The sequence below is a fragment of the Chitinophaga parva genome (genome assembly GCF_003071345.1).
In the GTDB taxonomy this organism is placed as follows: Bacteria; Bacteroidota; Bacteroidia; order Chitinophagales; family Chitinophagaceae; genus Chitinophaga; species Chitinophaga parva.
Map to the genome: position 1 here is coordinate 140,565 of NZ_QCYK01000001.1, position 24,343 is coordinate 164,907.

At 53.6% G+C, this 24,343-nt stretch carries 16 protein-coding genes; 5 read left to right on the plus strand and 11 right to left on the minus strand.

All coding sequences use genetic code 11. The annotated features are described in order from the left end of the window. Positions 1-42: 42 nt before the first annotated feature. The 9 genes from DCC81_RS00630 to DCC81_RS00670 all read right to left on the minus strand — a co-directional run bounded on the left by DCC81_RS00630 (position 43) and on the right by DCC81_RS00670 (position 15,730). Positions 43-561 (minus strand): glucosaminidase domain-containing protein, encoded by a 519-nt coding sequence (locus DCC81_RS00630; protein ID WP_108684665.1) that lies wholly within the window; start codon positions 559-561, stop codon positions 43-45. 188 nt (positions 562-749) lie between these two features. Then, positions 750-2,510 (minus strand): aspartate--tRNA ligase, encoded by a 1,761-nt coding sequence (gene aspS, locus DCC81_RS00635; protein WP_108686422.1) that lies wholly within the window; start codon positions 2,508-2,510, stop codon positions 750-752. A 93-nt stretch (positions 2,511-2,603) separates the two neighbouring features. Next, positions 2,604-3,647, minus strand: a complete 1,044-nt coding sequence (locus DCC81_RS00640; RefSeq protein WP_108684666.1) for an NAD(P)/FAD-dependent oxidoreductase — start codon at positions 3,645-3,647, stop codon at positions 2,604-2,606. A gap of 22 nt (positions 3,648-3,669) precedes the next feature. Then, positions 3,670-9,498, minus strand: a complete 5,829-nt coding sequence (locus tag DCC81_RS00645) for an alpha-2-macroglobulin family protein (protein ID WP_108684667.1) — start codon at positions 9,496-9,498, stop codon at positions 3,670-3,672. 180 nt (positions 9,499-9,678) lie between these two features. After that, positions 9,679-10,554 carry a succinate--CoA ligase subunit alpha gene (gene sucD, locus DCC81_RS00650; RefSeq protein WP_108684668.1) on the minus strand — a complete coding sequence of 292 codons (876 nt, stop codon included), beginning with the start codon at positions 10,552-10,554 and terminating at the stop codon, positions 9,679-9,681. Between the two features lie 114 nt (positions 10,555-10,668). Then, positions 10,669-11,469, minus strand: a complete 801-nt coding sequence (locus DCC81_RS00655) for an ABC transporter ATP-binding protein (RefSeq protein WP_108686423.1) — start codon at positions 11,467-11,469, stop codon at positions 10,669-10,671. A 23-nt stretch (positions 11,470-11,492) separates the two neighbouring features. Beyond that, positions 11,493-12,245, minus strand: a complete 753-nt coding sequence (locus DCC81_RS00660) for an MlaE family ABC transporter permease (protein ID WP_108684669.1) — start codon at positions 12,243-12,245, stop codon at positions 11,493-11,495. Positions 12,246-12,318: 73 nt separating this feature from the next. Continuing rightward, the gene (locus DCC81_RS00665; RefSeq protein ID WP_108684670.1) at positions 12,319-13,350 is read right to left on the minus strand and encodes a hypothetical protein; all 1,032 of its coding nucleotides are present in this window, start codon (positions 13,348-13,350) and stop codon (positions 12,319-12,321) included. A gap of 67 nt (positions 13,351-13,417) precedes the next feature. Further along, positions 13,418-15,730, minus strand: a complete 2,313-nt coding sequence (locus DCC81_RS00670; protein WP_108684671.1) for an NADP-dependent malic enzyme — start codon at positions 15,728-15,730, stop codon at positions 13,418-13,420. Between the two features lie 183 nt (positions 15,731-15,913). Between DCC81_RS00670 and DCC81_RS00675 the strand changes: the two genes are divergently transcribed. After that, positions 15,914-16,354, plus strand: coding sequence for a DUF4293 domain-containing protein (locus tag DCC81_RS00675; RefSeq protein WP_108684672.1), 441 nt, complete (start codon positions 15,914-15,916; stop codon positions 16,352-16,354). A 139-nt stretch (positions 16,355-16,493) separates the two neighbouring features. On the opposite strand, the gene DCC81_RS00680 is transcribed toward DCC81_RS00675, so the two are convergent. Then, complete coding sequence (locus tag DCC81_RS00680; RefSeq protein WP_108684673.1) at positions 16,494-16,757, minus strand: hypothetical protein; 264 nt, start codon at positions 16,755-16,757, stop codon at positions 16,494-16,496. Positions 16,758-16,968: 211 nt separating this feature from the next. Between DCC81_RS00680 and DCC81_RS00685 the strand changes: the two genes are divergently transcribed. Then, positions 16,969-17,343 carry a hypothetical protein gene (locus tag DCC81_RS00685; RefSeq protein WP_108684674.1) on the plus strand — a complete coding sequence of 125 codons (375 nt, stop codon included), beginning with the start codon at positions 16,969-16,971 and terminating at the stop codon, positions 17,341-17,343. Positions 17,344-17,455: 112 nt separating this feature from the next. Here the strand turns inward: DCC81_RS00685 and uvrA are convergent, their stop codons facing one another. Next, positions 17,456-20,275: an excinuclease ABC subunit UvrA gene (gene uvrA, locus DCC81_RS00690; RefSeq protein ID WP_108684675.1), complete on the minus strand. Its 2,820-nt coding sequence runs from the start codon at positions 20,273-20,275 to the stop codon at positions 17,456-17,458. A 437-nt stretch (positions 20,276-20,712) separates the two neighbouring features. Here uvrA and DCC81_RS00695 point away from each other — a divergent pair, with 437 nt between their 5' ends. The 3 genes from DCC81_RS00695 to DCC81_RS00705 all read left to right on the plus strand — a co-directional run bounded on the left by DCC81_RS00695 (position 20,713) and on the right by DCC81_RS00705 (position 24,317). After that, the gene (locus DCC81_RS00695) at positions 20,713-21,294 is read left to right on the plus strand and encodes a sigma-70 family RNA polymerase sigma factor (protein ID WP_108684676.1); all 582 of its coding nucleotides are present in this window, start codon (positions 20,713-20,715) and stop codon (positions 21,292-21,294) included. 285 nt (positions 21,295-21,579) lie between these two features. Further along, positions 21,580-22,944 carry a M16 family metallopeptidase gene (locus DCC81_RS00700; RefSeq protein WP_108684677.1) on the plus strand — a complete coding sequence of 455 codons (1,365 nt, stop codon included), beginning with the start codon at positions 21,580-21,582 and terminating at the stop codon, positions 22,942-22,944. A gap of 23 nt (positions 22,945-22,967) precedes the next feature. Then, on the plus strand, positions 22,968-24,317 hold the full coding sequence (locus DCC81_RS00705) for a M16 family metallopeptidase (RefSeq protein ID WP_108684678.1): 1,350 nt from the start codon (positions 22,968-22,970) through the stop codon (positions 24,315-24,317). The last annotated feature ends 26 nt before the right edge of the window (positions 24,318-24,343 follow it).

Sequence of the window (24,343 nt, forward strand, 5' to 3'; positions counted from 1 at the left end):
CAATACTTGAATGCCGCACTAACGCTCATTCATGTACGCTTATTATTCTTTTGCCAGCGTCATATCGGCGTCCAGTGCATGCAGTTTGTAACGGGTGATAATTGCAGTGACTCTTGAAACCCACACATTGCCCGCAGAAGAGTACTTGCCTGCATGCATGTGTTTTAGCCACAAAGCGTAATCAGACGAGCCCTTAACGGAGCCATACCACCGCTTCTTTTTGAGCGTTTTTACAAAGCTCTGAAACGAAGCCTCTGCCGTGGTGTATTCTCTATACTTGGAATGATAGGTACCTTTCTTATGCAAATTGTTCTTACCGACTATGCCAAAGTGATTGTGCAGCAGCCGGGCATTTTTGCTATTGCCCATTCCGGATTCCAGCATCGCAACACCCAGGATCACGCTGGCGGGTATGCCAGATTCCCTCATTAATTGTTGCGCTACGGGTTTAAACTCATGCAGGTAACTTTTCGCGTTGTATTGCTGCGCCTGCGCCATGGTCACCAAGACCAGGAGGCTGAGGGTCAATACGAGGGCCCTGAAGATCTTACTGCATTTCATTTGGTGACGTTTAGGTTCAATAAAGCAACCGCCCCAACTCGTTCCTCTGTTCAATAATCGATGTTTTCGTTAAGAAATGTATTTAAGTAGCAGGTAGTAAGGGTTCATTCGCACTTACTACCCGAATAGATTAAAATTAAATTTAATGCATCTTTTCGTCCCGGCCAAAAAAGATTGACCGTCGGTGGTTAGGCTTTTGCCTCTTTCACCAGGTCTATACGCAATTCCGCCAGTTGTTTGTCATCGATGGCGCTGGGCGCATCGAGCATTACGTCCCTGCCGGAGTTGTTTTTCGGGAAAGCAATGAAATCGCGGATGGTCTCACTGCCGCCCAGCAGGGAGCAAAGGCGGTCAAAACCGAAGGCGATGCCACCGTGCGGCGGGGCGCCGTATTCAAAGGCGCCGAGCAGGAAGCCAAACTTGTGCTGGGCTTCTTCCGGGCTCATCCCCAAAGCGGCAAACATTTTTTCCTGCAGCGGACGCTGGAAGATGCGGATGCTGCCACCGCCAATTTCCGTGCCATTTAACACGATGTCATAGGCGTTGGCCTTGATCTCCCCATAACGGCTCAGGTCGTCCATCAGGGCAATATGCTCCGGTTTGGGTGAGGTGAACGGGTGGTGACGGGCTACCCAGCGGTTGTCTTCCTCTGCCCATTCCAGCAGGGGGAAGTCAATCACCCACAGGGGTTTGAATACGTTCTTATCCCGCAGGCCCAGGCGCTCGCCCATTTCCAGGCGCAGTTCAGAGGCCGCTTTGCGGGTCTTTTCTTCCTTACCAGCCAGCACCAGGATCAGGTCACCGGGCCTGGCGTTGGCCAGTTCGGCCCATACTTTCAGCTTGGGCTCATCAAAGAATTTATCTACAGAGCTCTTGATGGAACCATCTGCACCCACGCGGGCGTAAATGAGACCGCTCATCCCGATCTGGGGGCGTTTCACCCAGTCTGTCAGCTCATCCAGTTGTTTACGGGTGTATTCGGCGCAGCCGGCAGCATTGATGGCCAGTACCACCTCTGCCTCGTCAAACACCTTGAAGCCATTGCCCTGCACGGTTTTGGTGAGGTTCACCAGCTTCATCTCAAAGCGGATATCCGGCTTGTCATTGCCGTAAAATTCCATGGCATCATCCCAGGTCATGCGGGGGAAGGGCTCATTGAACTCAATACCCTTGATCTCTTTAAAGATATACTTGGTCATATCTTCAAAGTTGTTCAGGATATCTTCCTGCTCCACGAAGCTCATTTCGCAGTCTATCTGGGTAAACTCCGGCTGGCGGTCTGCACGCAGGTCCTCGTCGCGGAAGCATTTTACGATCTGGTAGTAACGGTCATACCCGCTTACCATCAGCAGCTGCTTAAAGGTTTGCGGGGACTGGGGCAGGGCGTAAAACTCGTTGGCGTTCATGCGGCTGGGCACCACGAAGTCGCGGGCACCTTCCGGGGTAGACTTGATCAGGAAAGGCGTTTCAATGTCCATGAAGCCGCGGCTGTCCAGGAAGTTGCGGGCAGCACGGTTTACGCGGTAGCGCAGCTCCAGGTTCTGCTTCACCAGGTTACGGCGCAGGTCCAGGTAGCGGTACTTCATACGCAGTTCATCCCCGCCGTCCGTATCGTCGGCGATGGTGAAGGGGGGCGTTTTGGCCGCATTAAGGATGGTGAAATTATTAACGATGATCTCAATATCACCAGTGGGTATGTTCTTGTTCTTATTGGTACGCTCCGCGGCGTTACCCTGTACCTGGATCACAAATTCGCGGCCCAGGGGCTGGGCATCCAGCTGCGCATTGAGGCTTTCATTGAACAACAATTGCGTAATACCGTAGCGGTCCCGCAGGTCCACGAAGGTGATGCTGCCAAACTTACGCACGGTTTGTACCCAACCGGTAAGGGTTACGGGCTGCCCCGCGTGTTCAATCCTTAATTCGCCACAAGTATGCGTCCTGTACATAATGAATGATACTGATTTGTCTGTGAATGCCTGGGCGGCCGACCAGTTTTGGCCACACCGCAAGTGCGCAAAGATAGTATTGCAGGCTGATTTTTATGCTTTCAACCTGTTAAAAAACCGTTTTATCTGTATTTCAGCAGGCATTTCCACCTGGTTTTCAAGGCATTGCATTAATTGCCAGGCGGTAAGCGGGGCCAGGGAGCATCCCTTGGTTCCCATCCCGTTGAAAACGCCCAGTTGGGGGTGTTGCGGGTGCAAACCGGCCACGGGGCGCCTGTCTGTAGTAGAAGGACGCACGGCGGCCAGCTGCCCCACTACTTCATACGGTACTTTGAGCAATTGCTGCACGCCCTGCTCCAGTACCGCCCGCTTGGCCGCTGTAGGCTCCAGGTGGGGATAGTCCCATTCAAAGGTGGAGCCCACCCAGAAATGTTCCGGGGCCTGGGGCACCAGCATGATGGACTTTTTGATAATGTCTGTGGTATGGAAGCCCGGCACTTTTATTTGCAGGGCCTCTCCCTTGTTGGGCAAAAAAGGAATGAAGGAGAAATAGGGGTTGCGGGCAATGCCGGGGCCTTCACAAAAAATGACACAGCGCGCAGGGATGTCCTGGTACACCACGTGGTCCTCTTTCAGTTGCAGTTGTGCAAAGTCAAATACATTTTCGTACAGGCATTGCCGTTGCAGCAGGTAGGCCCGGTATGCGGGCAGGAGATTTTGCAACTGCACATTGGCCCCCTTGATAATGGCAGCACTGTGCTCCTGGTGTAAAAATTCCGCGTAGCGGTGCTGGCCTGCGGCCAATATGTAAGCGCTGTTATGTGTCTTGGCGTCAAAGGCCTGCTGCATTTGCGGGGAAGGGAATACCGTCCAGATATCCCGTTCCACGAATATCTCCGTGTGCAGTGTGGCTTCCATGGCCCGGTAAGTTTGCTGCGCAAAAGGAAAAATACGGTCATACTCCCAGGCTATTTCAAAGCGGCGGCCGGACACGGGATTGATGATGCCCGCCGCCACGCGGGAGGCGGTGTGGGGGCGGATTTCATCGATCACCAATATATCTTTTCCCGCCTGCAGCAGGTGCCAGCTAAGCAGCGTGCCGGCAATGCCCTGGCCTATGATGAGGTAGTCTTTCATTTGCCGGGCAAGTTACGGAAAACTACTGCGCAATCACGATGCGCTGGCCACCGCTATGGGCGCTGAATTCCGGCGCATACATGCATTGCAGCGTAGTGATGCCGTTCGCAAAATCGCCCACATGCGTGGCATACACCTGGTACTCCAGTACGTGCGTACCTTGGGGCAGGCGGCTGAAAAAGAAGCTGGTAGACACATCCAGCGTGGCGCGGTAGTAAGATAATCCTGCGTCATACTGGTACCCGCTCAGTGTTTCCACCGGCTCCAAACCTGCTGCCCGCAAGTCTTTCAGCTGCACGTAGTCCATATCACGGTCCGTGGTGATGGTGAGGCGCACGGTGATCTTATCACCTACTTTTACCGGGTGTGCAGCTGTAACCGGCAGCAGCGTTTCACTATTGGTAATATAGAGTTGTTTTTGTAACTGTAAGTTCGTTTGCGCACGCTGCACATGGTCCATGTCCTGGAAGTATTGCCAGTAAAGGGCTCCCCAGGATGGCTGGCCATGGGTGCCGCTGGTGGTTATGGTAACCTCGCCCATTGCCGGCCGTATGGCGGCCACGTTCCACTGCTGGCTGATGTAGCCGGTGCCGGCATCTGTGCTGGTGGGAGCGGCAGCTTCACCGCCTACCGTAATGTGCACCGTGGGGCTGCCAGCCAGCCAGTTACCTCCCTGCAACAGCAGGGCGTAACACGCATCTGCCGTGGCCTTGCTGTTGCTCCAGCCCTGTACCTGCTTATTGCGCAGCAGCCACGTTTTAATGCCATTTACCATCACCGTATCCTGTGTTATCTCATTAAAGGCTTCCAACATTTGCGCCGCTGCTTCAATGGGCCCCTGCTGCCAGTGATAGCCGGGCTGCATGTCTTTCCAGTAAGTGCCCTGCTCTCCATCACGGATGCCGTTTTCCTTCAGGGATGCCATGATCTGCCGGGCTTTGGCTTCATCATGGTGCCGGTAGAGCGTTACGGCCAGCATAGCCTGTTCATAGCTGCTGTACTGCGTCCAGTGCTGTGCGACCGTGCCCATCAACTGCGCTATGCGCGGGCGCGCGGCGGAGTCTATGGGCACACCGGGAAAAAAGCTGCGGGCGTACAAATAGTGGATGTTTAATGCTGCATAACCACTATCCTTCGCGATCCTTTTATCCAGGTACAACAATGCCTGCTTTATAACCTGTTGCATGGTTCCATCTGTGGCGCCGGAGAGCGAAAGCTTTTGCAGGCGTCCCATGCCGGCCACGACGTACTGCGTGATGTAGCGGTCTTCCACGCCACCGCTGAACCAGGGGAAGGCGCCATTGCCCAGCTGCATGTAGGCCAGCCTGGCTTTGGCGTTTGATTTTTCCACGCCCAGTTTGTACAGGTCAAAGAGCAGGCCCACGTGTTGTTTGCGGGCAGCATCGCCGGCGGCGTCCAGCACCCAGGGTGTTTCTGCCAGCAGGGCATTTTTCAGGTCTTCGTTTTTGGAAAGGGTGCTGGTGAGTGTAGTGCTGCCGTTGCGTGCCCATTGCTTAAACACTTCCTGAAGGCGGGGCATGGAAGATACCAGGTAGCCGGCAAGGGCATTTGCATAGTAGCGGTTAAAGGTTTGCTCTGCGCATTCGTACGGGTACTCCATGAGGAAAGGCAGCGCCTGTACCGCGTTCCAGGCGGGGTTTGCGGTGTATTCCAGTTTCAGGGAGTGTTGCTGCAGCATGGCCGCTGTATCACTGTGCAGCAGCGCGGGCAGGGTAAATGTGTGGGTGCCATCGCCGGAAACCGGCAGTGGCAGCGTGCTGGTGATGAGGATGGTTTTGGACAATACCGGGATGGTGTTCTCCTCCCCATCTGTAAACCCGCCTCCACGGGCCGTTACCGTGTATTGCAGGGCGCCGCTGAAATGCGCGGGCACCTGCAGGCGGAATGCCTGTGTAACGGAGCTGCCGGGTGATAATGTGAAAGATGAAGAAGGCCCATTGTTGCCAAAAGCCGCGTCCAGCGGGGCCCCGGTGGCAGCATCGTGCAGCGCCAGTTGTACATTGCCGGTAAGGGCTTTATCCGTCATGCTGATGATCTTTACCGGCAGTTCCAGGCTGTCGCCCGCGCGGAGAAAGCGGGGGGCGTTGGGCATTACCATGAGGGGTTGCTGGGTTACCACCTGGTCGCCCAGCAGGGTCATGCGCATGTTACGGTCGTGGGCAATGCTGTAGAACTGCCAGCGGGTCAGGGATTCCGGCATTTCAAAATGCAGGGTCATTTTTCCATGGGCGTCCGGGTAGAGGACCGGATAGAAGAAAGCAGTTTCTGCAAAGTTGCGCCGGGGTGTTACGGGGGGCTGGGACAGGGCTGCGTTGGAAGGATTTTCTACGCTCCTGATGGTGCTATAGCCTACTACCACTACATCGGATAGGCTGCCTGCCAATGACATTTTACTTACAGCGCGTGTACCGTAAATGGCCACACCCGGTGCCGCGCTTTCCACCATGGTCATTGGTGCGGATTGGTCCATAAATTCCGTGATGCCATCCTCTGGCACCGGCTCCAATAGTCGCAGTGCGTCCGGCTTCATTAAAGCAAAACGCGGCTCGCGGTACCAATCGTAGTCATCTGAGCTCCGGGTGTTATTCCACAGGTTGCGCCAGTACACGCTGAAAGATGACTGGGCAGGATAGAAAACATTGGGCTGCAGCCGCGCAATATCATCCAGGGAGGCATCGTACATCCAGGCCATGGTTTCCGCGGAGGTACCGGCGGGTAGTGAAAGGGTCCACTGCGTTTTCTCACCGGGCAGCAGCCGGTCCCGGTGAGCCTCCAGGCGCAGGTCCGGGCCTGTTTGTGCCTGCAGCACATAGTGCTTAATTACGTGGTACAGGCGCCCATCATGCCAGGTGGCCAGGTCCCAGGTGAGCTGGCCTTCCGCGGGCATTTGCAGGGTAAGGTGGTTCACGCCCTTGGTGAGTAAAATGATCTCGCGTTTAGTGGATGGCCTGGCATCGCCCGCCTTGCCGGTAAGGATAGTTTGTATGCCGTACAGGGTGTCTGCATCAGTGCAGACGTTCAGTGATACCGCCCCTCCTGCAACCCATTGCTCCCCGGTTCCCGTCACCAGTAAAGGTGTGGGGAAAGGGGCTTTGCCAGAGACCGCATTAACGTACGTAAAGCGGTCCCGCCGCTCCACCAGGTTGTGCAGCGTATCGTACACCTGCACACACAACTCGTAGCGGCCGGAGGGCAGGTTACTTACCGGTAGTCCAAATGGCTTTTCATGACCACTTTGCACGGTTTGCCCCCATATTTTTTCCCCGGTAGGCCAATGTGGCTCCGCACCAGCATCGTCATACGGGTCCAGGGGAAAATCTTTTTCAAAAGTGGACCGGTTCATCACATACTGGTCCGGCGCATCCCACAGGCGTTTGCGCTTTGCGCCGGGGAGCGTATTTACGCGGTACAAGGTTACGTTCATGGGCGTTTCCACGGCCCTGCCACCCGCATTGCGGGCCACGGCGGTGAGCTGGTGCAGTGCTGCCGCGGTCATCACGTCGCTTACCTGCAGCTCCAGGTGCAGGTAGGCCCGGAAAAGGGAGAGCTGTAATTTTGCATCATGGCTTTCTCCATTGGCATCTGTCACGGTCACATTTACAAAGAACACAGCGGCGGTATCTTTTTTATCCGGCACGGCGGGGAAGCGCAGTAAGAAGTGACCCCCGGCATCGGTGCTGGTACTATCTTCCACCACCTGGTGCCCGCCCTCGGGCGTACCGCCCCACCGCCAGTTTCCGGCCGGTGAAGACGTAATGTGGTAGCGCACTTTGGCCTGGTCCAGGTTAAAACCGGCGAATGCTTTTGCCGTACCCGCGATACTAACGGTGTCGTATAAACGATATTGGTGGTTTACCGTGTCCAGCTTCACTTCAAAGCGGGGGCGTTTATAGGCTGCCACTTCAATATCAAGGTCTCCTATCGCATTATCTGCCGATAGGTTGTACCTGCCGGGCACCGCGGTGGCCGGTATTTTGAATACGCCGGAAAAAGAGCCGTAGCGGTTACTTTTTACCGCCAGGGAATCCATTTCATCCCCTTCTTCATTGTACAGGAAGATCACGTCCTTATAGCCCGCAACCACTTTTGTTTTGGCATCATTACTGGCTATGCCTTTGAAGTAAATGGGCTGGCCGGGGCGGTACACGGCGCGGTCCGTGAAGTAGGTCATCCTTGGTTCCTCTTCCTCATCGCGGCTATCCGCCACGTAGCCTGCGGGCACATCTGCCGTGATGCGCAGCGTATCCTTTCCGCGTATGCAGGTAAGGTCCGGGGAGGTGGCCTCTTTCCCGCTTTTCAGCTTCAGGTGCCCTTCACTGTCAGTGAAATAAATGCTATCGTCATCATTCCCTTCCACGATCACCTTCATGCCTGCCAGCGGCTCCCCACTTTGCCGGTCCATCAGCCAGCAGTCATTTCCCTGGTCCAGGTAAGCAATGCCGGATACGGTGAAATGCAGTTGGGAAACAGCGTCCGATTGAAACGTAGCGGTATCGCTCACCAGCATCACGTACCTGCCGGGTGGCAATGCATTGATCTTTATCTCCGTGCGGTGCTCCTTGAAGTCACCCGGATCTGGGAGGTCCTGCGCCCACTGGCGGAAGGAATGCCCGCGCAGGTATTGCCTGTTTTGATCTGACATCCGGCGGTCCAGGCTATCATTATCCCGGGCCAGCAGGCAGTACACCCGGTGCAGGTTCCGGTATGCCGCACTGGCCAGGATGGGCCGGTCCGGCAGGCTTACGGCAGCGGTTTGCAGGTGGAAACCAGGGCGGGTGATAAGCGATTGCATTGCCTTGATATCCGCGTTGCTAACGGCATTGGGATGCAGGGCAATGGCCATGTCGCAAAGCAGTTTGGGCAGGACCAGGGAGTCTTTGGCAAAATAATATTGCGCCATGGCGCACAGGATAGCTCCTTCTTCTTCCTGGCCGGTATAGTACGCCCGCATGCGTTGCAGTGCCGGCAGGTAATAGCTGCTGTCAGCACCTGGCTGCTTTACGCCCGCGGCCCAGTGCATATAACTTACCCGCTGCAGGTCTGCCAGCAGCAGGGCAGCGGTGTCTTTCCGTTGCAGCAGGTTATGCAACTGGAACTGCAGGGCAGCTACATCGCGCAGCGCCCCGTTCGTGTCTGCCGGCAAGGGTTGCTGTACAAAAGTTTGCACCGCTGCAAAAGCTGCCGCACTGGCAAAATAAGGGTTGTCGTCCAGCCACTGCATGCCACGGGCCCGCATGTCCATACGCTGCACCAGCACACGGTCCAGTATAAGATCATAGAGGGTGGGATTGCTGTGCACATTGCCTTTTACCACCATGGCGCGCCATGACGCGGAAGGCAGTTGCGCCAGCAGGGCCGCGGGCGCCAGTGCTTTATCCTGCCAGGCGGTGACTTCTTTTTGAAGCCTGCGGTACGACCAGGTAGCAATGTTGGTGGAGGTATCGCCGGTTACGTCGCCGGCGGGGCGGTATGACCGGTAGTTAGCTTTCTGCAGGTAAAATTCTGCCAACGCCAGGGCCAGCACCGCCCGGGTGGGGCCCGTGGCCGTGTCATAAGCTGCCAGCAGGGTTTCCTGGTCCTGCTGCGTGCCTTTCAGTTGCAGCAGTCCTTCCAGGTGCACCCGGTACAGGAGGGCACGCACGGCCTGTGCGGGCTGCCCGCTGCGTTGTGCCACCGCATAGATCCCGTTTACCTGCTCCAGCGCAGTTTGGGGTAGTTGATGCTTTTCACTTGAATCCACATTTCGCCACAGGCTATCATAATTAACAGACTGGCCATGGACGGCCGTAAGAAAGCACAGGCATAGCAACAGGAGGGATATACAACGCATACACGGAGATTTAGTGGAATGAGCAAACGCGTGTTTGCTACAAGATGCTCCCTGTCGCTACATTTCCATAAAAGGGCGTAAAAAAACCGGAGACCTTCCCGGCTACCGGCTTTGACAAAACAAAAGCCGGCCGCAAAAACGCGCGACCGGCTATGTCCCTTAAAATATCGATGTGATGTACTATTTCTTTTTGAGCACTTCGGCAATGGTCTTGCCGATGTTGGCCGGGCTTTCCACTACGGTAATGCCACATTCTGCCATGATCTTCATCTTGGCGGCGGCGGTATCGTCTGCACCACCTACGATGGCACCGGCGTGGCCCATGCGGCGGCCGGGAGGCGCGGTCTGGCCGGCAATGAAGCCTACCACGGGTTTGGTACCGTTTTCCTTGATCCAGCGGGCGGCTTCCGCTTCCATGCTGCCACCAATTTCGCCGATCATGATGATGGCTTCTGTTTCGGGATCATTCATCAGCAATTCCACAGCTTCCTTGGTGGGGGTACCGATGATGGGGTCTCCACCAATACCGATAGCGGTAGACACGCCCAGGCCGGCTTTCACCACCTGGTCAGCAGCTTCATAAGTGAGGGTACCGGATTTGGATACGATACCGATACGGCCTTTCTTGAAGATAAAGCCGGGCATGATGCCTACTTTGGCTTCTTCGGCGGAGATCACACCAGGACAGTTGGGCCCGATAAGGCGGGTTTGGGTACCCTGCAGGTAGTGCTTAGCTTTCACCATGTCCTGTACGGGAATACCTTCGGTGATGCAGATCACCAGGGCAATGCCCGCTTCGGCAGCTTCCATGATCGCGTCGGCAGCAAATGCCGGGGGCACAAAAATGATGGATACATTAGCACCGGTAGCCGCTACCGCATCAGACACGGTATTGAACACGGGACGGTCCAGGTGGCTGGTACCGCCTTTGTTGGGGGTTACACCGCCTACTACGTTTGTACCGTATTCGATCATTTGTGTGGCATGGAAAGTACCTTCAGTACCGGTAAATCCCTGCACGATCACTTTGCTTTGCTTATTAACTAAAACACTCATCGCGCGCTTTGTTTATTGGTTTAAGATATAAATCTCGCCTGTCCGGGCGGGGCAAAATTAACGGATAAATGTGGATAATGGCAATCCGGGCCCTGTTAATTTCCCGTTTCGCCCCTACTTCTTTAGCTGGTCGCGCCAATCCTTGTGCTGGAAGATCTCCATCTGCCGCATTTCCTTGGCTTCGCGGAGAAATTCGGAGGCAAAAATAAAGTCATTCAGCTGCTGGTCTTTGCTGAAAATGATGTCCTTGTTGCTTCCCTCCCACTGTTTCTGGCCCTGGTACATGTACACGATGTGGTCCCCGCTTTCCATTACGGTGTTCATATCGTGGGTGTTGATCACCGTGGTCATGTTGTTTTCGTGGGTCAGTTCCTTGATCAGCTGGTCTATCACCAGGGAGGTCTGGGGGTCCAGGCCGGAATTGGGCTCGTCACAGAAAAGATATTTGGGCTTCAGCACAATGGCCCGGGCAATGCCTACCCTTTTTTTCATACCACCGGAGATCTCTGCCGGCAGCTTTTTGGCCGCATCCTTCAGGTTCACACGGTCCAGGCACTCCATGACACGCTGCCTTTTCTCTTTGAGGGTGCCCATGCTGAACATGTCCATGGGAAACATCACGTTCTGCTCCACTGTCATACTGTCAAACAAAGCGGAGCTCTGGAACAGCATCCCGATCTGCTTGCGCAGTTCCTTGCGCTGGTGGGTATCCATCTCCGTGAAGTTCTTTTTATCGTAGGCAATGTGGCCGCTATCCACCTCCATGAGGCCCACCATGCATTTCATCATCACCGTTTTGCCGCTGCCGCTGGCGCCGATGATGAGGTTTACCTTACCGGATTCCATGGTGGCCGATACGTCGCGCAGGATCTCGCGATCCTCAAAACCTTTTTTTATGTTGATAAGTTCTATCATGATGAGGGCATCAATTTTAACCATTAACCATTTGACAACAGCAGTGCAGACAGGCCGTAATCCGCAATGAGGATCAGGATGCAGCTTACCACCACGGCACGGGTACTGGCTTTACCTATTTCCAGGGCGCCGCCGCTTACGTTGTAGCCGTAGAAAGAGGGTATGGAAGTAATGATGAAGGCGAAGGCGTAAGATTTTGTGAGGGCAAAGAACACGTTGTAGGGCTTAAATTCCTGGCGGAGGCCGCGCCAGTACTCATCGTTAGAGATGATACCGGAGGCCAGGCCAGCGGTCTTGCCGCCCCAGATGCCCAGGAAACCGGCTATGATCACCAGGCAGGGGATCATGAGCAGGCCGGCGGCCAGTTTGGGTAAAATGAGATAACCTTTGGTATTGATGCCCATGATCTCAATGGCGTCTATCTGCTCAGACACGCGCATGTTACCCAGCTCTGATGCGATCTTGGAACCGATAACCCCTGCCAGTACAATACAGGTAAGGGTGGGTGCAAATTCCAGTACAATGGTATCGCGCACCACCTGTGCAATGGTGGACTTTGGAATGAGGTTACTGACCAGCTGGTAGGCGGTTTGCAACGTGGTAACGCCCCCCATGAAGATGGAAATGATCACTACGATGCCCAGCGAACCAATACCGATGTCTTCACATTGATTCATAAATTCCTTCCAGTACATCCGGATGTTCTCCGGCTTGGTGAACATGCCTTTGAGCATGAGCAGGTACTGGCCAAAGAGGTAGAAAAATTTAAACTCCATAACTGGTCAAAGATAGGTGTTTTTTAATGAGGGCTGTGGATGCATGATGCGCCACAGCCGGGGTTTACCGGGTTTATTTCAGGCTCTGGACCAGCAGCCGTTTCAGGCTGCGTTCAATGATCTCGCCCATGGTGCGGCAGCGTTCAAAACCGCTGTCGCCATAATAATGCGCCAGTTCATCGCCCAGCTGTTTCACTTTTTCCGGTGAAGACACATGGTCTGTCATGATCACATCGCGCAGGTCTTTGATACGGTGGCGCTCCACCTTGATGCGGCGCGCCATGAGCGACCGTTCTTCCTGCTGGTATTGTTTCACGGTTTCTGCATTCAGGTGCTTGATGGCCAGGTCTACAAACACCCGGTTTTCCTTGAAGAACTGGGGCATGTACAGGGTGCGCCGGCCTTCATAGAACTGCTGGTCAAAGTCAATGGCGCGGATGCGGAACTGCACATCATCAAAATCCGGCGTTATATCAAACACAAAATTATACGAGCGCATGTCCCCCAGCAGCCGGGCAAAGCAGCGTTCATTGAACTTCACAAATTCCTTGGCGATGCGTTTGTGGTTAAATTCCGGCCGGTCTATCCAGTGCCTGGCAAACTGGTCGCCGGGCACGCCGGCAATATGCTCTTCCACGAGCGTGTTGCCATCCACGAGAAAGTTCATCCAGTAGGGCGATAGCACGTGTTCCAGTTCCAGCCCGTAGATGCGCGATGCATCGGCCACTTTCACATAGTAATAATCGTATACCTCGTTATAATTGTTGACGATCTTGATGCGGAAGGGATGGGAGTTCCCAAAGGTGCAGTAGTCAATGCGCTCCACGTGCAGGTGTTCTTCCGCCGTCTGGTCTCCGCCTGCCTTGAGCAGGGAGTAAATGCGTTTGAGGCCGCGGTGCAGGCTGTCCACCATGCTGGGTGGATAGAAAACCGTTTCCCACAGTGTGTCCCGGCCCTGCTTATCATACACTGCCATCCCGTACTGGAAATAGCGCAGGTCTTCATATTTCACGGGCAGTACCATTTCCCGCTCATACAGCTTCAGGTATTTGCGGAAAGCACTGTTGATCGGGTAGAATACCTTTTTCCTGGAAATGGTTTGCATGGGTTGAAGATACGAAAAAGCCCCTGCCTTTTGCAGGCAGGGGCCGTATACAAGTAGTCCTTATCCTTTATTTGCGCTTGTTGCGTTTATCCTGTGCTTCCGGTTCCCGGCAGCACTTGGTCTGTGCATCCAGCACGGCAATGAGCACCATGTTCACGATCTCCCGCACAGTGCTGCCCAGTTGCAGGATGTGCACGGGCTTTTTCATGCCCAGCAGGATGGGACCAATAGAGTCAAAGCCAGCTACTTCCTTCAGCAGGTTATAGGCCACATTGCCGGCAGAGAGGTTCGGGAAGATCAGCGTATTCACTTCTTCCCCGATCAATTCACTGAAAGGATAATTGTCTTTCAGGATCTCCTGGTTAAAGGCAATAGCTGCCTGCACTTCGCCATCGCAGGTAAGGGTGGGATCTTTTTGTTTTACGATCTCGCGGGCCTTACTTACCAGCTGTGCCTCCGGCGTCTGGCTGCTGCCAAAGTTGGAATAAGACACCATGGCCACGCGGGGCGTGATGTTGAACTGCCTCACTTCTTCTGCCACCATGAGGGTGATGTCTGCCAGTTCTTCCGCGGTGGGATTGAAATTCACCGTAGTATCGGCCAGGAACAGGGGACCGCGCTTGGTGGTTATAATGTACATACCGGCTACACGGCGGGCGCCGGGGCTCATGCCTATTACCTGCAGGGCCGGGCGGATGGTATCCGGGTACTTGCGGGTAAGGCCGGAGATGAGGGCATCTGCCTCGCCGGTTTCCACCAGCATGCAACCAAAGTAGTTGCGTTCCCGCATGATCTTTTTGGCTTCATACAGGTTCAGGCCCTTGCGCTTGCGCTTTTCGAAGAACAGCTCCCCAAAGTGGTGGCGCTTCGCCTGCATTTCATCGCTTTTGGGATCTATGATCACTACGTCGTCTATCTCAATGCCATGTTCTGCCATGAGGCCGCGGATCTTACTTTCATTGCCCAGCAGGATGGGATAGGCAATGCCTTCATCATTCACTATCTGCGCGGCTTTGAGGATCTTGATATTATCTGCCTCTGCGAATACCACCTTGCGGGGATCTTTACGGGCTTTGGAACCGATCACGCGGAACAGGTGGTTGTCCAGGCCCAGGCGGTGGTTAAGATTCTCCTGGTAGGCCTGCCAGTCTGTGATGGGGCTTTGTGCCACGCCGCTCTCCATGGCCGCTTTGGCTACAGCCGGGGCTACCGTGGCCAGCAGGCGCGGGTCCAGTGGTTTGGGAATAATGTAGGTGGGGCCAAATACCAGGTTGCGCTCATTGTAAGCCATGTTCACGATATCCGGCACGGGGGTCTTGGCCAGGTCTGCCAGGGCGTGCACGGCAGCCAGTTTCATGGCTTCATTGATCTGGGTGGCACGCACGTCCAGGGCGCCGCGGAAGATGTAGGGGAAGCCCAGTACGTTGTTCACCTGGTTGGGATAATCCGTGCGGCCGGTGGCCATGATGATGTCCGGGCGGGCGGACTTGGCCACTTCGTAAGCGATCTCCGGATCAGGATTGGCCATGGCAAATACAATGGGGTACTTGCCCATGCTACGGATCATTTCCGGGGTTACCACGTTACCTACAGAAAGGCCTACAAATACGTCGGCACCTTTCAGGGCTTCTTCCAGTTTGGTGACTTTGGAAGTGGTGGCAAATATCTTTTTCACGTCGTCCAGGTCCGTGCGCTGGGTATTGAGCACGCCGTCCTTGTCAAACATGATGAAGTTTTCGGGTTTGGCCCCCAGGGATACGTAGAGGCGTACGCAGGCCATGGCAGCGGCGCCGGCACCATTCACCACGATCTTTACTTTCTCTATTTTCTTTTTAACGATATCCAGCGCATTGAGCAGGGCGGCGGCAGAGATGATGGCAGTGCCGTGCTGGTCGTCGTGCATGATGGGGATCTTCAGTTCTTTGCGCAGCCGTTCTTCAATGGCAAAGCACTCGGGACTTTTGATATCTTCCAGGTTAATGCCGCCGAAGGTGGGCTCCAGGGCTTTCACCACGTTCACAAATTCATCTATGTTGGTAGCATTCACCTCGATGTCAAACACGTCAATGTCTGCAAAGATCTTGAACAGTACCCCTTTTCCTTCCATTACGGGCTTGCTGGCTTCGGGGCCTATATTGCCCAGGCCCAGTACGGCGGTACCGTTGCTGATCACCGCTACCAGGTTGCCTTTGGCAGTATATTTATAAACGTTTTCTACGTCGCGGGCAATTTCTTTACAGGGTTCCGCCACACCGGGAGAGTACGCCAGGGAAAGGTCCCACTGGGTTTTGCTGTTCTTCGTTGGTATCACCTCAATCTTTCCGGGACGGCCAAGGGCATGATAGTCCAGCGCGTCCTGTTTATTCAGTTTCTTCGCCATTGGATGGTTAGTTATGGGCGTGCAATATACGAAGATGTGGGAAGTAGCAGGTGGTAAGTATTAGGCATTTTCTAATTTAGCACACCAAACAGATTGAATTACAATGAGATAATAATATAAAACAATTGCTTATACTTGGTACATAATACATCCTACTTAATACATTTTCCTTATTTTTACCGCATGATACAACGGATACAATCGCTCTACTTATTACTGGCAGCCATTGCGGGCGCTGCCACCTGGTACTTTCCGCTGTGGCATGCCACGCTGACCAATGGCACACAGGTGGAGTTTCATGCTCCTCAAAGTTACCTGTTGTTTATAGTACTGATGATCATCGTAGCCCTGGCCGCGGTGAGTATTTTCCTGTATAAGAACCGCAAACTGCAATTCCGCCTTACGGTGTTGAATGTGATCCTGGCCATTGCGGCCACTGCCCTGCAATACATTAAGGTGCAGGCAGAAGGCAACCAGCTGCAGGCCAATAACCTGGGGCCTGTTACGGCCAGCTACCTGCCGGCTGCATTCCTGCCTATTGTGATCACCGTATTGCTGCTGCTCGCTGCAAGGGGGATCTATAAAGATGAGAAACTGATCAAATCACTCGACCGTTTGCGATAAACGTTGCATGCGGATAAAATGGAACGGGGGCGTCTCATAACTTTGAAGGGACGCCCCCATTTTATTCGGATACCTGATGGAATTATTTATGCGATGCTCCGCACCTTATTTTACTTGTGAGATTTCCCTTTTTTGGTGATTAATAGAGCACAAAACCCATAAAGGCTTTTAATGAATCCCGCCCCATCCCGGAAAGCACCTGCTGGGAATAGCCTTCTATGGTATCGCCAGCCACACGGGAAATTACCACTTTGGTATCGTTATCGTACGATGGCGCATAATTGCCATATACCGGCGGCAACAGGTTGCGGGTTACAGACAACCAACCGCTATGCACTCCGGCCTGCAGCGGCGTTCCGGGCAATCCGGTTATATCCACCACTACCTCATCATCGGTCTGCATAATAACCTTCCGCCACCATGTTCATTTCAAAACAATGGCTGTATCTGCGATCACTTTATTTCGCCACTCCACCATGCGCTGTGCGAAATATCGTGCAATCTCAATACCCATGCTGTCCTAAACACATGGTTTGCAATTGATTATTTACAGGCATACTACTTGTAAATCCCGCTTCATTCAACGGCATTTAAACCGCTTAAAACATTAACCAATGAATGAAGAATTAATCGCCATCACGAAAGAGGTCATTGCGCGCGCCACGCATTACGATGTGCCTTACGTGAAACAGGCTTATGCAGACAAGTTGTTTATCATGAATGTAGATGACGATGGAAGCGTTGCTACTATGACCAAGGAGCAGTTGGTGGGTTTCCAGCAGCAGCGCAAGGATGCAAACCTGCCGCCGTTATCAGATAAGACGGAATTTCATTACGCGGTAGCGGATGGGAACATGGGCGTGGTGGCCATTACGCGGGAGCTGGATGTGAATGGGCGTCATAGCAGGAGGTTCCTTACGCTGATCTATGAGTACCTGGATGGCAGGTGGCAGATTGTGAAGGAGACTTCTATTGCACGCGCTAAATAAAAAAAGGCCGGCGTAGCGGGGCATTATGGAGCGCCCCTGCTACGCCGGTATCATATTTTCGCCCTGAAATGGTTTTGGGGCATCGTCAGTGGATTGTTAATGCAAACACTGCTTACAAGTACTTCCCCGTATAACTCTCCTTCACTTTCTTCAATCCCTCCGGAACGCCCGCGTACAGCAGGTTTCCGCCACCTTCACCACCTTCCGGTCCCATGTCCAGCACCCAGTCCGCACTGCGGATCACATCCAGGTTATGTTCTATCACCAGGATGCTATGCCCCTGCTCAATCAGTGCATTGAACGATGCCAGCAACTTCTTGATGTCGTGGAAGTGCAGCCCCGTAGTCGGTTCGTCAAAAATGAAAAGGATACTGCCCTGCGCTTTGCCCTTGCCCAGGAAAGACGCCAGCTTCACACGCTGTGCCTCGCCACCGCTCAGGGTATCAGAGCTTTGCCCCAGTTTCACATAACCAAGTCCCACATCGCTCAGGGGCTTTATCCTGGACACTACGTCTTTTTCATCCTTGAAAAAGTCGATCGCTTCATCCACACCCAGTTCCAGCACATCATAAATATTTTTCCCCTTGTAGGTCACTTCCAGTACTTCCTCCTTAAACCTGCGCCCACCGCAGCTTTCGCAGGTGAGGTGCACGTCTGCCAGGAACTGCATCTCCACGATCACTTCGCCTTCGCCTTTGCAGGTATCGCAGCGGCCACCATCCACGTTAAAGGAAAAATGCTTGGGCTGGAAGCCGCGCATTTTACTCATAGGCTGGCGGGCAAAGAGATCACGGATCTCATCATATGCCTTGATGTAAGTGACCGGGTTGGAGCGGGATGATTTGCCGATGGGGTTCTGATCCACCATTTCAATGGCCGTAATGCTATCCAGGTCGCCGGTGAGGGCCTTGTGGCGGCCTACTTTCTCGGTAAACTCGCCCTTCAGCTTCATCAGTGCAGGGTACAGGATCTGCTTTACCAGCGTGGTTTTGCCGGAACCGCTCACCCCACTCACCACGGTGAAGATGCCCAGCGGGAACTCGGCGGTCACATTCTTCAGGTTGTGCTGGCGGGCGCCTTCCACCTTGATGGAGCGCTTCCATTTGCGCACCTGCTTGGGCGGATCTATACGCATTTCACCGCTCAGGTATTTACCGGTCAGGCTGTTCGGGTCTTTCAAGATCTCCTGGTAGTTACCGGCAAAGATCACCTGCCCGCCCAGGTGGCTGGCCAGGGGGCCCATGTCAATGATGTGATCTGCTTCCTCCATCATCAGGTCGTCATGCTCTACCACCACCACGGTGTTACCCAGGTCGCGCAGCTCTTTGAGCACGTTGATCAGGCGGGCGGTATCGCGGGCATGCAGGCCTATGGAAGGCTCATCCAGGATGTAGAGGGAGTTGGTCAGGTTGCTGCCCAGGGAGCGGGTGAGCTGTATGCGCTGGCTTTCCCCACCGGAAAGGCTGTTAGCCAGGCGGTTCAGGGTAAGATAGCTCAAACCCACATCCAGCAAGGTTTTGAGGCGATGGTGCACTTCCAGCAAAATGCGCTTGCCCACTTTCTGGTCATAGTCATTCAACTCCAGGTTCGTGAACCATTCGTTCAGGTCACTCACGGGGATATCTACCAGGTCGGCAATGTTCTTACCGCCTATTTTGATGTAGAGGGCTTCCTGGCGCAGGCGGGCGCCGTTGCAGGTGGGGCAGGTGGTGCGGCCACGGTAGCGGCTTTGCAGCACGCGGTACTGCACCTTGTACAGGTTTTGCTCCACCATTTTAAAGAACTCGTTGATACCGTAAAAATGCTCATTGCCAGTCCACAGCAGTTCCACTTGTTCATCCGTAAGCTCTGAAACGGGCTTGTGGATGGGGAACCCGAACTTGCGCGATGCCTTGATCAGCGCTTCTTTGTATTCCCCCATCTTCTCTCCCCTCCAGGGCGCAATGGCGCCTTCATACACACTCAGTCTTTTGTCGGGGATCACCAGGTCTTTATCAATACCCAGCACCTGGCCAAAACCTTCGCAGGTAGGGCAGGCGCCGTATGGATTATTGAAGGAGAACAGGTTGGGCACCGGCTCTTCAAACTGGATCCCATCCAGTTCAAAACGGTTGGAAAAATGCAGCCATTGCTTGCCATCCAGTTCCAGGTGCACATGGCCTTCACTTTCGTAAAAAGCGGTTTGTATACTGTCTGCTATCCGGTGTTTATCGTCTTCTTCAAAGTCCTTGGCCACCAGGCGGTCGATGAGCACGTAGGTGTTCTCACCCAGCACCGGTTTCTTTTCTTCCAGCAGTTCCTCGATGCGCAGCAGGCTCCCCGGGCCATCCTTGGCGGCCGCATACAGGCGGGAAAAACCTTTCTGCATCAGGATGTTCAGCTCCTCCTTCACATCCCGCTTGGCGTGGCGCAGGAAAGGCACTACGATGAGTATTTTGGTACCGGCTTTCAGTTTCACGATGGCATCCACCACGTCTGCCACCTCGTGCTTTTTCACCAGCTGGCCGGATACGGGGCTATACGTTTTGCCGATGCGCGCAAAGAGCAGGCGCAGGTAATCATACAACTCCGTCATGGAACCCACGGTGGAACGGGGGGTGCGGGTCACCACTTTCTGTTCAATAGCGATGGCGGGGCAAATGCCCTTGATATAATCCACATCCGGCTTGTTCATACGCATGAGGAACTGGCGCGCGTAAGAGCTGAGGCTCTCCGCGTAGCGGCGCTGGCCTTCTGCATAGAGGGTGTTCATGGTAAGACTGGACTTGCCGGAGCCGGACACGCCGGTTACCACGATCAATTTATTACGGGGAATGGACACATTCACATTCTTCAGGTTATGCACGCGGGCACCCTTGATATAGATGGAATCCGCGGTGCTTACCGGTGGTTCTTCTTGCAGCACTTCCTGCTTCTTCGTTTTGGTAGGCATATCCAACAAATATAAACAATCAGGAGGAAAGAGGCGACTGGCCTCCCGGCCCGATCCTCCCGAAGATAAGTTCACACAGGCGACAACGGATTTTTTAAAAATTCAGCCCCCACTATACCGCCCGCCTGGTAAATCATTAGATATTAAATATATTTTTTACATAATATTAAATAAATTCTAAAGCACTATCTCCTCGCCCTGTATACGTATGGGCATGGCCGTGAAAGAGGAAAACAATGCCCGGGGAAATGTTTGTTTATAACCGGTAAAAAATTATATTTGCAATAACCAGTATCGCCTGGCCCCTATTCCCGATCCTATTTTCACCAGATTATATCACTTAAATCGACTGACTATCGCATAAACCTCTACGCTAAACCGACAGCCTGAAAAGGGTTTTGTCTCCATTTATTAAAACACACGCTTAGCAGACGTTTATGCAGATAACTTATAAATTAAGTGACGAGCAACTTATTTCCCTGTTCCAGAAGGGGAACAGCACTGCGCTGGAAGAACTGGTGTACCGCCACAAAGACAAGATCTACACTTCTATCGTGCTGCTGGTGAAGGATGCTTTCCTTGCAGAAGATATTTTCCAGGACACTTTTATTAAAATTATCGATACCATCCGTGCCGAAAGGTATACGGAGAAAGGTAAATTCCTGCCCTGGGCTATGCGTATTGCACACAACCTCTGTGTAGACCATTTCCGTAAAATAAAACGTACCCCTATTGTGCGCACCAGCGATGATAAGGACATCTTCAATGTGCTGAGCTTCAGCGAAAGCAGCGCAGAAGAGAAACTGATCACCCGCCAGAGCCACGACCGCGTGCGCCGCATGCTGGACCTGCTGCCGGAAGAGCAGCGGGAAGTGATCATCCTGCGCCACTATGCAGAGCTCTCCTTCAAGGAGATCGCTGACCTTACCAAAGTAAGCATCAACACGGCTCTGGGCCGTATGCGCTATGGCCTCATCAACCTGCGCAAGATGATGACTGAAAAACAGATCGCCTTATAAAACCATATCTATAAACTCTTAGCTTGCCAGCGACGGGCGGCCGCGGATTTTGCGACCGCTCGTTTTTTTTCCTGGTTTTCATCCCTCCTTTTCTGCCTTTCCCGTATTTTTCTCCCGCCCGCATTTGCAGTCATCCACAATTAACGTATCTTCCTTCTGTAGTAGTCCCAAATCCGCAACATACCCCGTCGTACCAGGATCTAAAAAACACACGCAGCGCCGCTACGCGTGCGCAGGCTTTTGTATTGTATTGGCATCCCATTCTAACAACATATAAACCGCTGTATGAAACAAAAACACCTGTTATTGCTGCTGCTGCTACTGCCGGCCGCATTGCTTGCCCAGCCCAGGCTCCCCAAGGGTTATTTCTGGAAAAAGTTGCCCAATGGCCTGGAAGTACTGGTCATTGAAAACGACAAAGTACCCCTTACCACCATTGAAATTGCCGTGCGCAACGGTGCTTACACAGAAGGCCCCGAGTATTCCGGGCTCTCCCACCTGTTTGAGCACATGTTCTTCAAGGCCAACCGCGATTATCCCAACCAGGAAGTGTTCCTGAAACGCACCCAGGAACTGGGCGCCATCTGGAACGGTACTACCGGCACAGAACGTGTGAACTATTTTTTCACTTTCAATAAAGACAGCCTGGATGCAGGCCTGCACTTTATGAACGCCGCCATCCGCTTCCCCATTTACCGCGTGGAAGACATGAAGAAAGAGCGCCCCGTGGTAGACGGTGAGTTCCAGCGCGCAGAAAGCGATCCCGGTTTCCAGCTGTACTACGCCTGCCAGCAAAAGCTCTGGGGCGATCTGATGACACGGAAGAACCCCATTGGCGACCATAACATCATCAACACCGCCACGCCGGAAAAGATGATGATCATTAAAGACAAATATTATTTCCCCAATAACTCCCTGCTCACCATCTGCGGTGATGTGGATCATGAACAGGCCTTTGCGGATGCGGAACGCATCTTTGGCGACTGGAAGCCCAGCGACTTTGATCCTTTTGTAAAATATCCCATCCCGGAATTTAAGCCCCTGGCCGGCAGCGAGGTGTTTGTAAAAGAATCGGCCGTGGCACAGACGCCCTATGCCATGTACTACTGGCAGGGCCCGGACACGCGCCACGACTCTGCTGCTACCCTGGCGGCAGACGTGTTCAGCACCATCCTGGGTATGAACAGCTCCAAGTGGCAACAGGCCCTGGTGGACAAAGGCCTGGCCACCGTGGCCAGCGTAAGCTATGAGACTTCCAGGTACGTAGGTCCCATCAACATCTTCGTGATGCCCAATCCCGCGAAGATCAAGGAATGCCATGAAGAGATCCTGCGCCAGGTAGCCATGTGGGCACAGGACGATTACTTTACCGATGAACAACTGGAAGATGCCAAACAAACCCTGCGCCGCCGCCAGATCCGCATGGAGGAAAAACCTTCTTCCCTGCCCAGCCAGGCCAGCTATGCCTGGTGCAGCACCTCGTTTGATTACATGACGGATTATGTGGACAACTGCATGAAGGTGACCCGTGACGACATTAAACGCTATGTGAACACTTACATCACCAACAAGCCGTACGTAGCAGGCCTGCTCATCAGCCCTGAAATGAACAAGACCGTACAGGCAGGCAATATCTTTAAATCCAATTAATCATTTTCTCAAGTACTCAGCACATGCAAACGCACTATAAATCTTCTATCCTGCTTGCCTTGCTGCTAGGCGCTTCCAGCCTGCTGCAGGCCCAGAAAAAAGCCCCCGCCTACGAAATGACGGTAGACGGTGTAAAGGTGATCGTACAACCCAGCGCCAACGAGATCGTGGAGATCCGCACCGTGATCAAAGGTGGCCTGCAAAACTACCCCGGCAGCAAAGCCGGTATAGAAAAACTGGCCTTCAATGCCCTCACAGAATGCGGCACGGAAAAAGACGACAAGAACAGCTGGAAAAATAAACTGGATAAGGTAGATGCCAATGTATCCGGCGTGGCCGGCCCGGCTTATTCTTCCCTGGGGCTCAACTGCATTAAGAGCGACCTGGAATATGTGTGGCCCCTGTACGTGGATGCCCTCATCACCCCACGTTTTGACGCCAAGGAATTTGACCGCATCCGCCAGGACGCCATCAACACCCTGCGCGCTGAAGCCTCTGAGCCGGACAACTCTATCTCCCTCATGGCCAAACGCGTTGCATTTGCGGGCAAGGCCTATGCCAATGATCCTTCCGGTACAGAAGCTACCGTGGCCCCGCTCACCGCTGAAGAAACCAAGGCTTACTATAAATCCATCCTCACCCGCAGCCGCATGGTGATCATCGTGGTGGGAGAAGTGGACCGCGCTAACCTGGAAGCCAAGCTGAAAGCCATGCTGGATAAGGTGCCCCAGGGTGCTCCGTTCGTACTGAAAAAAGAGCCTTTTACGCCCACTAAAAATACTTTCGCCGCGGAGCAAAAAGACCTGGCTACTAACTACATCCAGGGCGTAAGCGCCGCACCCGTACCCGGCATGGCAGATTACAACGCCTACATGCTGGCCATGCGCATTTTCTATGACCGCCACTTCCTGGACGTACGCACCAAGAACGGCCTGTCTTACGCTCCGGGCGCCTACTTTGACGGCTCTCCCACCGCCTCTGGCAATATCACTGTGAGCACCACGGAGCCTAACCGCTACATTGGCGTGGCTCAGCGCCTTATAGACAGCACCCGCGAGCATGGTTTCAACGCGGAAGAAGTAAAGAACATGAAGTCTTATTACGTGACCAGCTTCTTCTACCGCCAGGAGACTAACCAGGCGCAAGCCGCATCCCTGGCCGCAAACGAAGTGCTGTTCAACAACTGGCACCGTGCCCTCACGCTGCATGAAGACCTCAAAAAAGTGTCTGTTCAGGATATCAATCACGCCTTTAACAAATACATGGGCCACTTCACGTGGGTGTACCAGGGCGATTCTGCGAAAGTAGATCCCAACCTGTTCACGCATCCGCCACAGCTGCCCAAGGCCACGCTGAACAACAAGAAGCAATAGAAAATAAAAAGTCCCGCCGGTGAGCG

Bases quoted from the DNA above. Each gene is read 5' to 3' on its own strand.
- DCC81_RS00685 (WP_108684674.1), top strand. From the start codon at position 16,969: ATGAATGAAGAATTAATCGCCATCACGAAAGAGGTCATTGCGCGCGCC.
- DCC81_RS00665 (WP_108684670.1), bottom strand. From the start codon at position 13,350: ATGCAAACCATTTCCAGGAAAAAGGTATTCTACCCGATCAACAGTGCT.
- DCC81_RS00700 (WP_108684677.1), top strand. From the start codon at position 21,580: ATGAAACAAAAACACCTGTTATTGCTGCTGCTGCTACTGCCGGCCGCA.
- DCC81_RS00640 (WP_108684666.1), bottom strand. From the start codon at position 3,647: ATGAAAGACTACCTCATCATAGGCCAGGGCATTGCCGGCACGCTGCTT.
- DCC81_RS00660 (WP_108684669.1), bottom strand. From the start codon at position 12,245: ATGGAGTTTAAATTTTTCTACCTCTTTGGCCAGTACCTGCTCATGCTC.
- DCC81_RS00695 (WP_108684676.1), top strand. From the start codon at position 20,713: ATGCAGATAACTTATAAATTAAGTGACGAGCAACTTATTTCCCTGTTC.
- DCC81_RS00675 (WP_108684672.1), top strand. From the start codon at position 15,914: ATGATACAACGGATACAATCGCTCTACTTATTACTGGCAGCCATTGCG.
- DCC81_RS00630 (WP_108684665.1), bottom strand. From the start codon at position 561: ATGAAATGCAGTAAGATCTTCAGGGCCCTCGTATTGACCCTCAGCCTC.
- uvrA (WP_108684675.1), bottom strand. From the start codon at position 20,275: ATGCCTACCAAAACGAAGAAGCAGGAAGTGCTGCAAGAAGAACCACCG.
- DCC81_RS00645 (WP_108684667.1), bottom strand. From the start codon at position 9,498: ATGCGTTGTATATCCCTCCTGTTGCTATGCCTGTGCTTTCTTACGGCC.
- DCC81_RS00705 (WP_108684678.1), top strand. From the start codon at position 22,968: ATGCAAACGCACTATAAATCTTCTATCCTGCTTGCCTTGCTGCTAGGC.
- DCC81_RS00670 (WP_108684671.1), bottom strand. From the start codon at position 15,730: ATGGCGAAGAAACTGAATAAACAGGACGCGCTGGACTATCATGCCCTT.
- DCC81_RS00655 (WP_108686423.1), bottom strand. From the start codon at position 11,469: ATGATAGAACTTATCAACATAAAAAAAGGTTTTGAGGATCGCGAGATC.
- DCC81_RS00680 (WP_108684673.1), bottom strand. From the start codon at position 16,757: ATGCAGACCGATGATGAGGTAGTGGTGGATATAACCGGATTGCCCGGA.
- aspS (WP_108686422.1), bottom strand. From the start codon at position 2,510: ATGTACAGGACGCATACTTGTGGCGAATTAAGGATTGAACACGCGGGG.
- sucD (WP_108684668.1), bottom strand. From the start codon at position 10,554: ATGAGTGTTTTAGTTAATAAGCAAAGCAAAGTGATCGTGCAGGGATTT.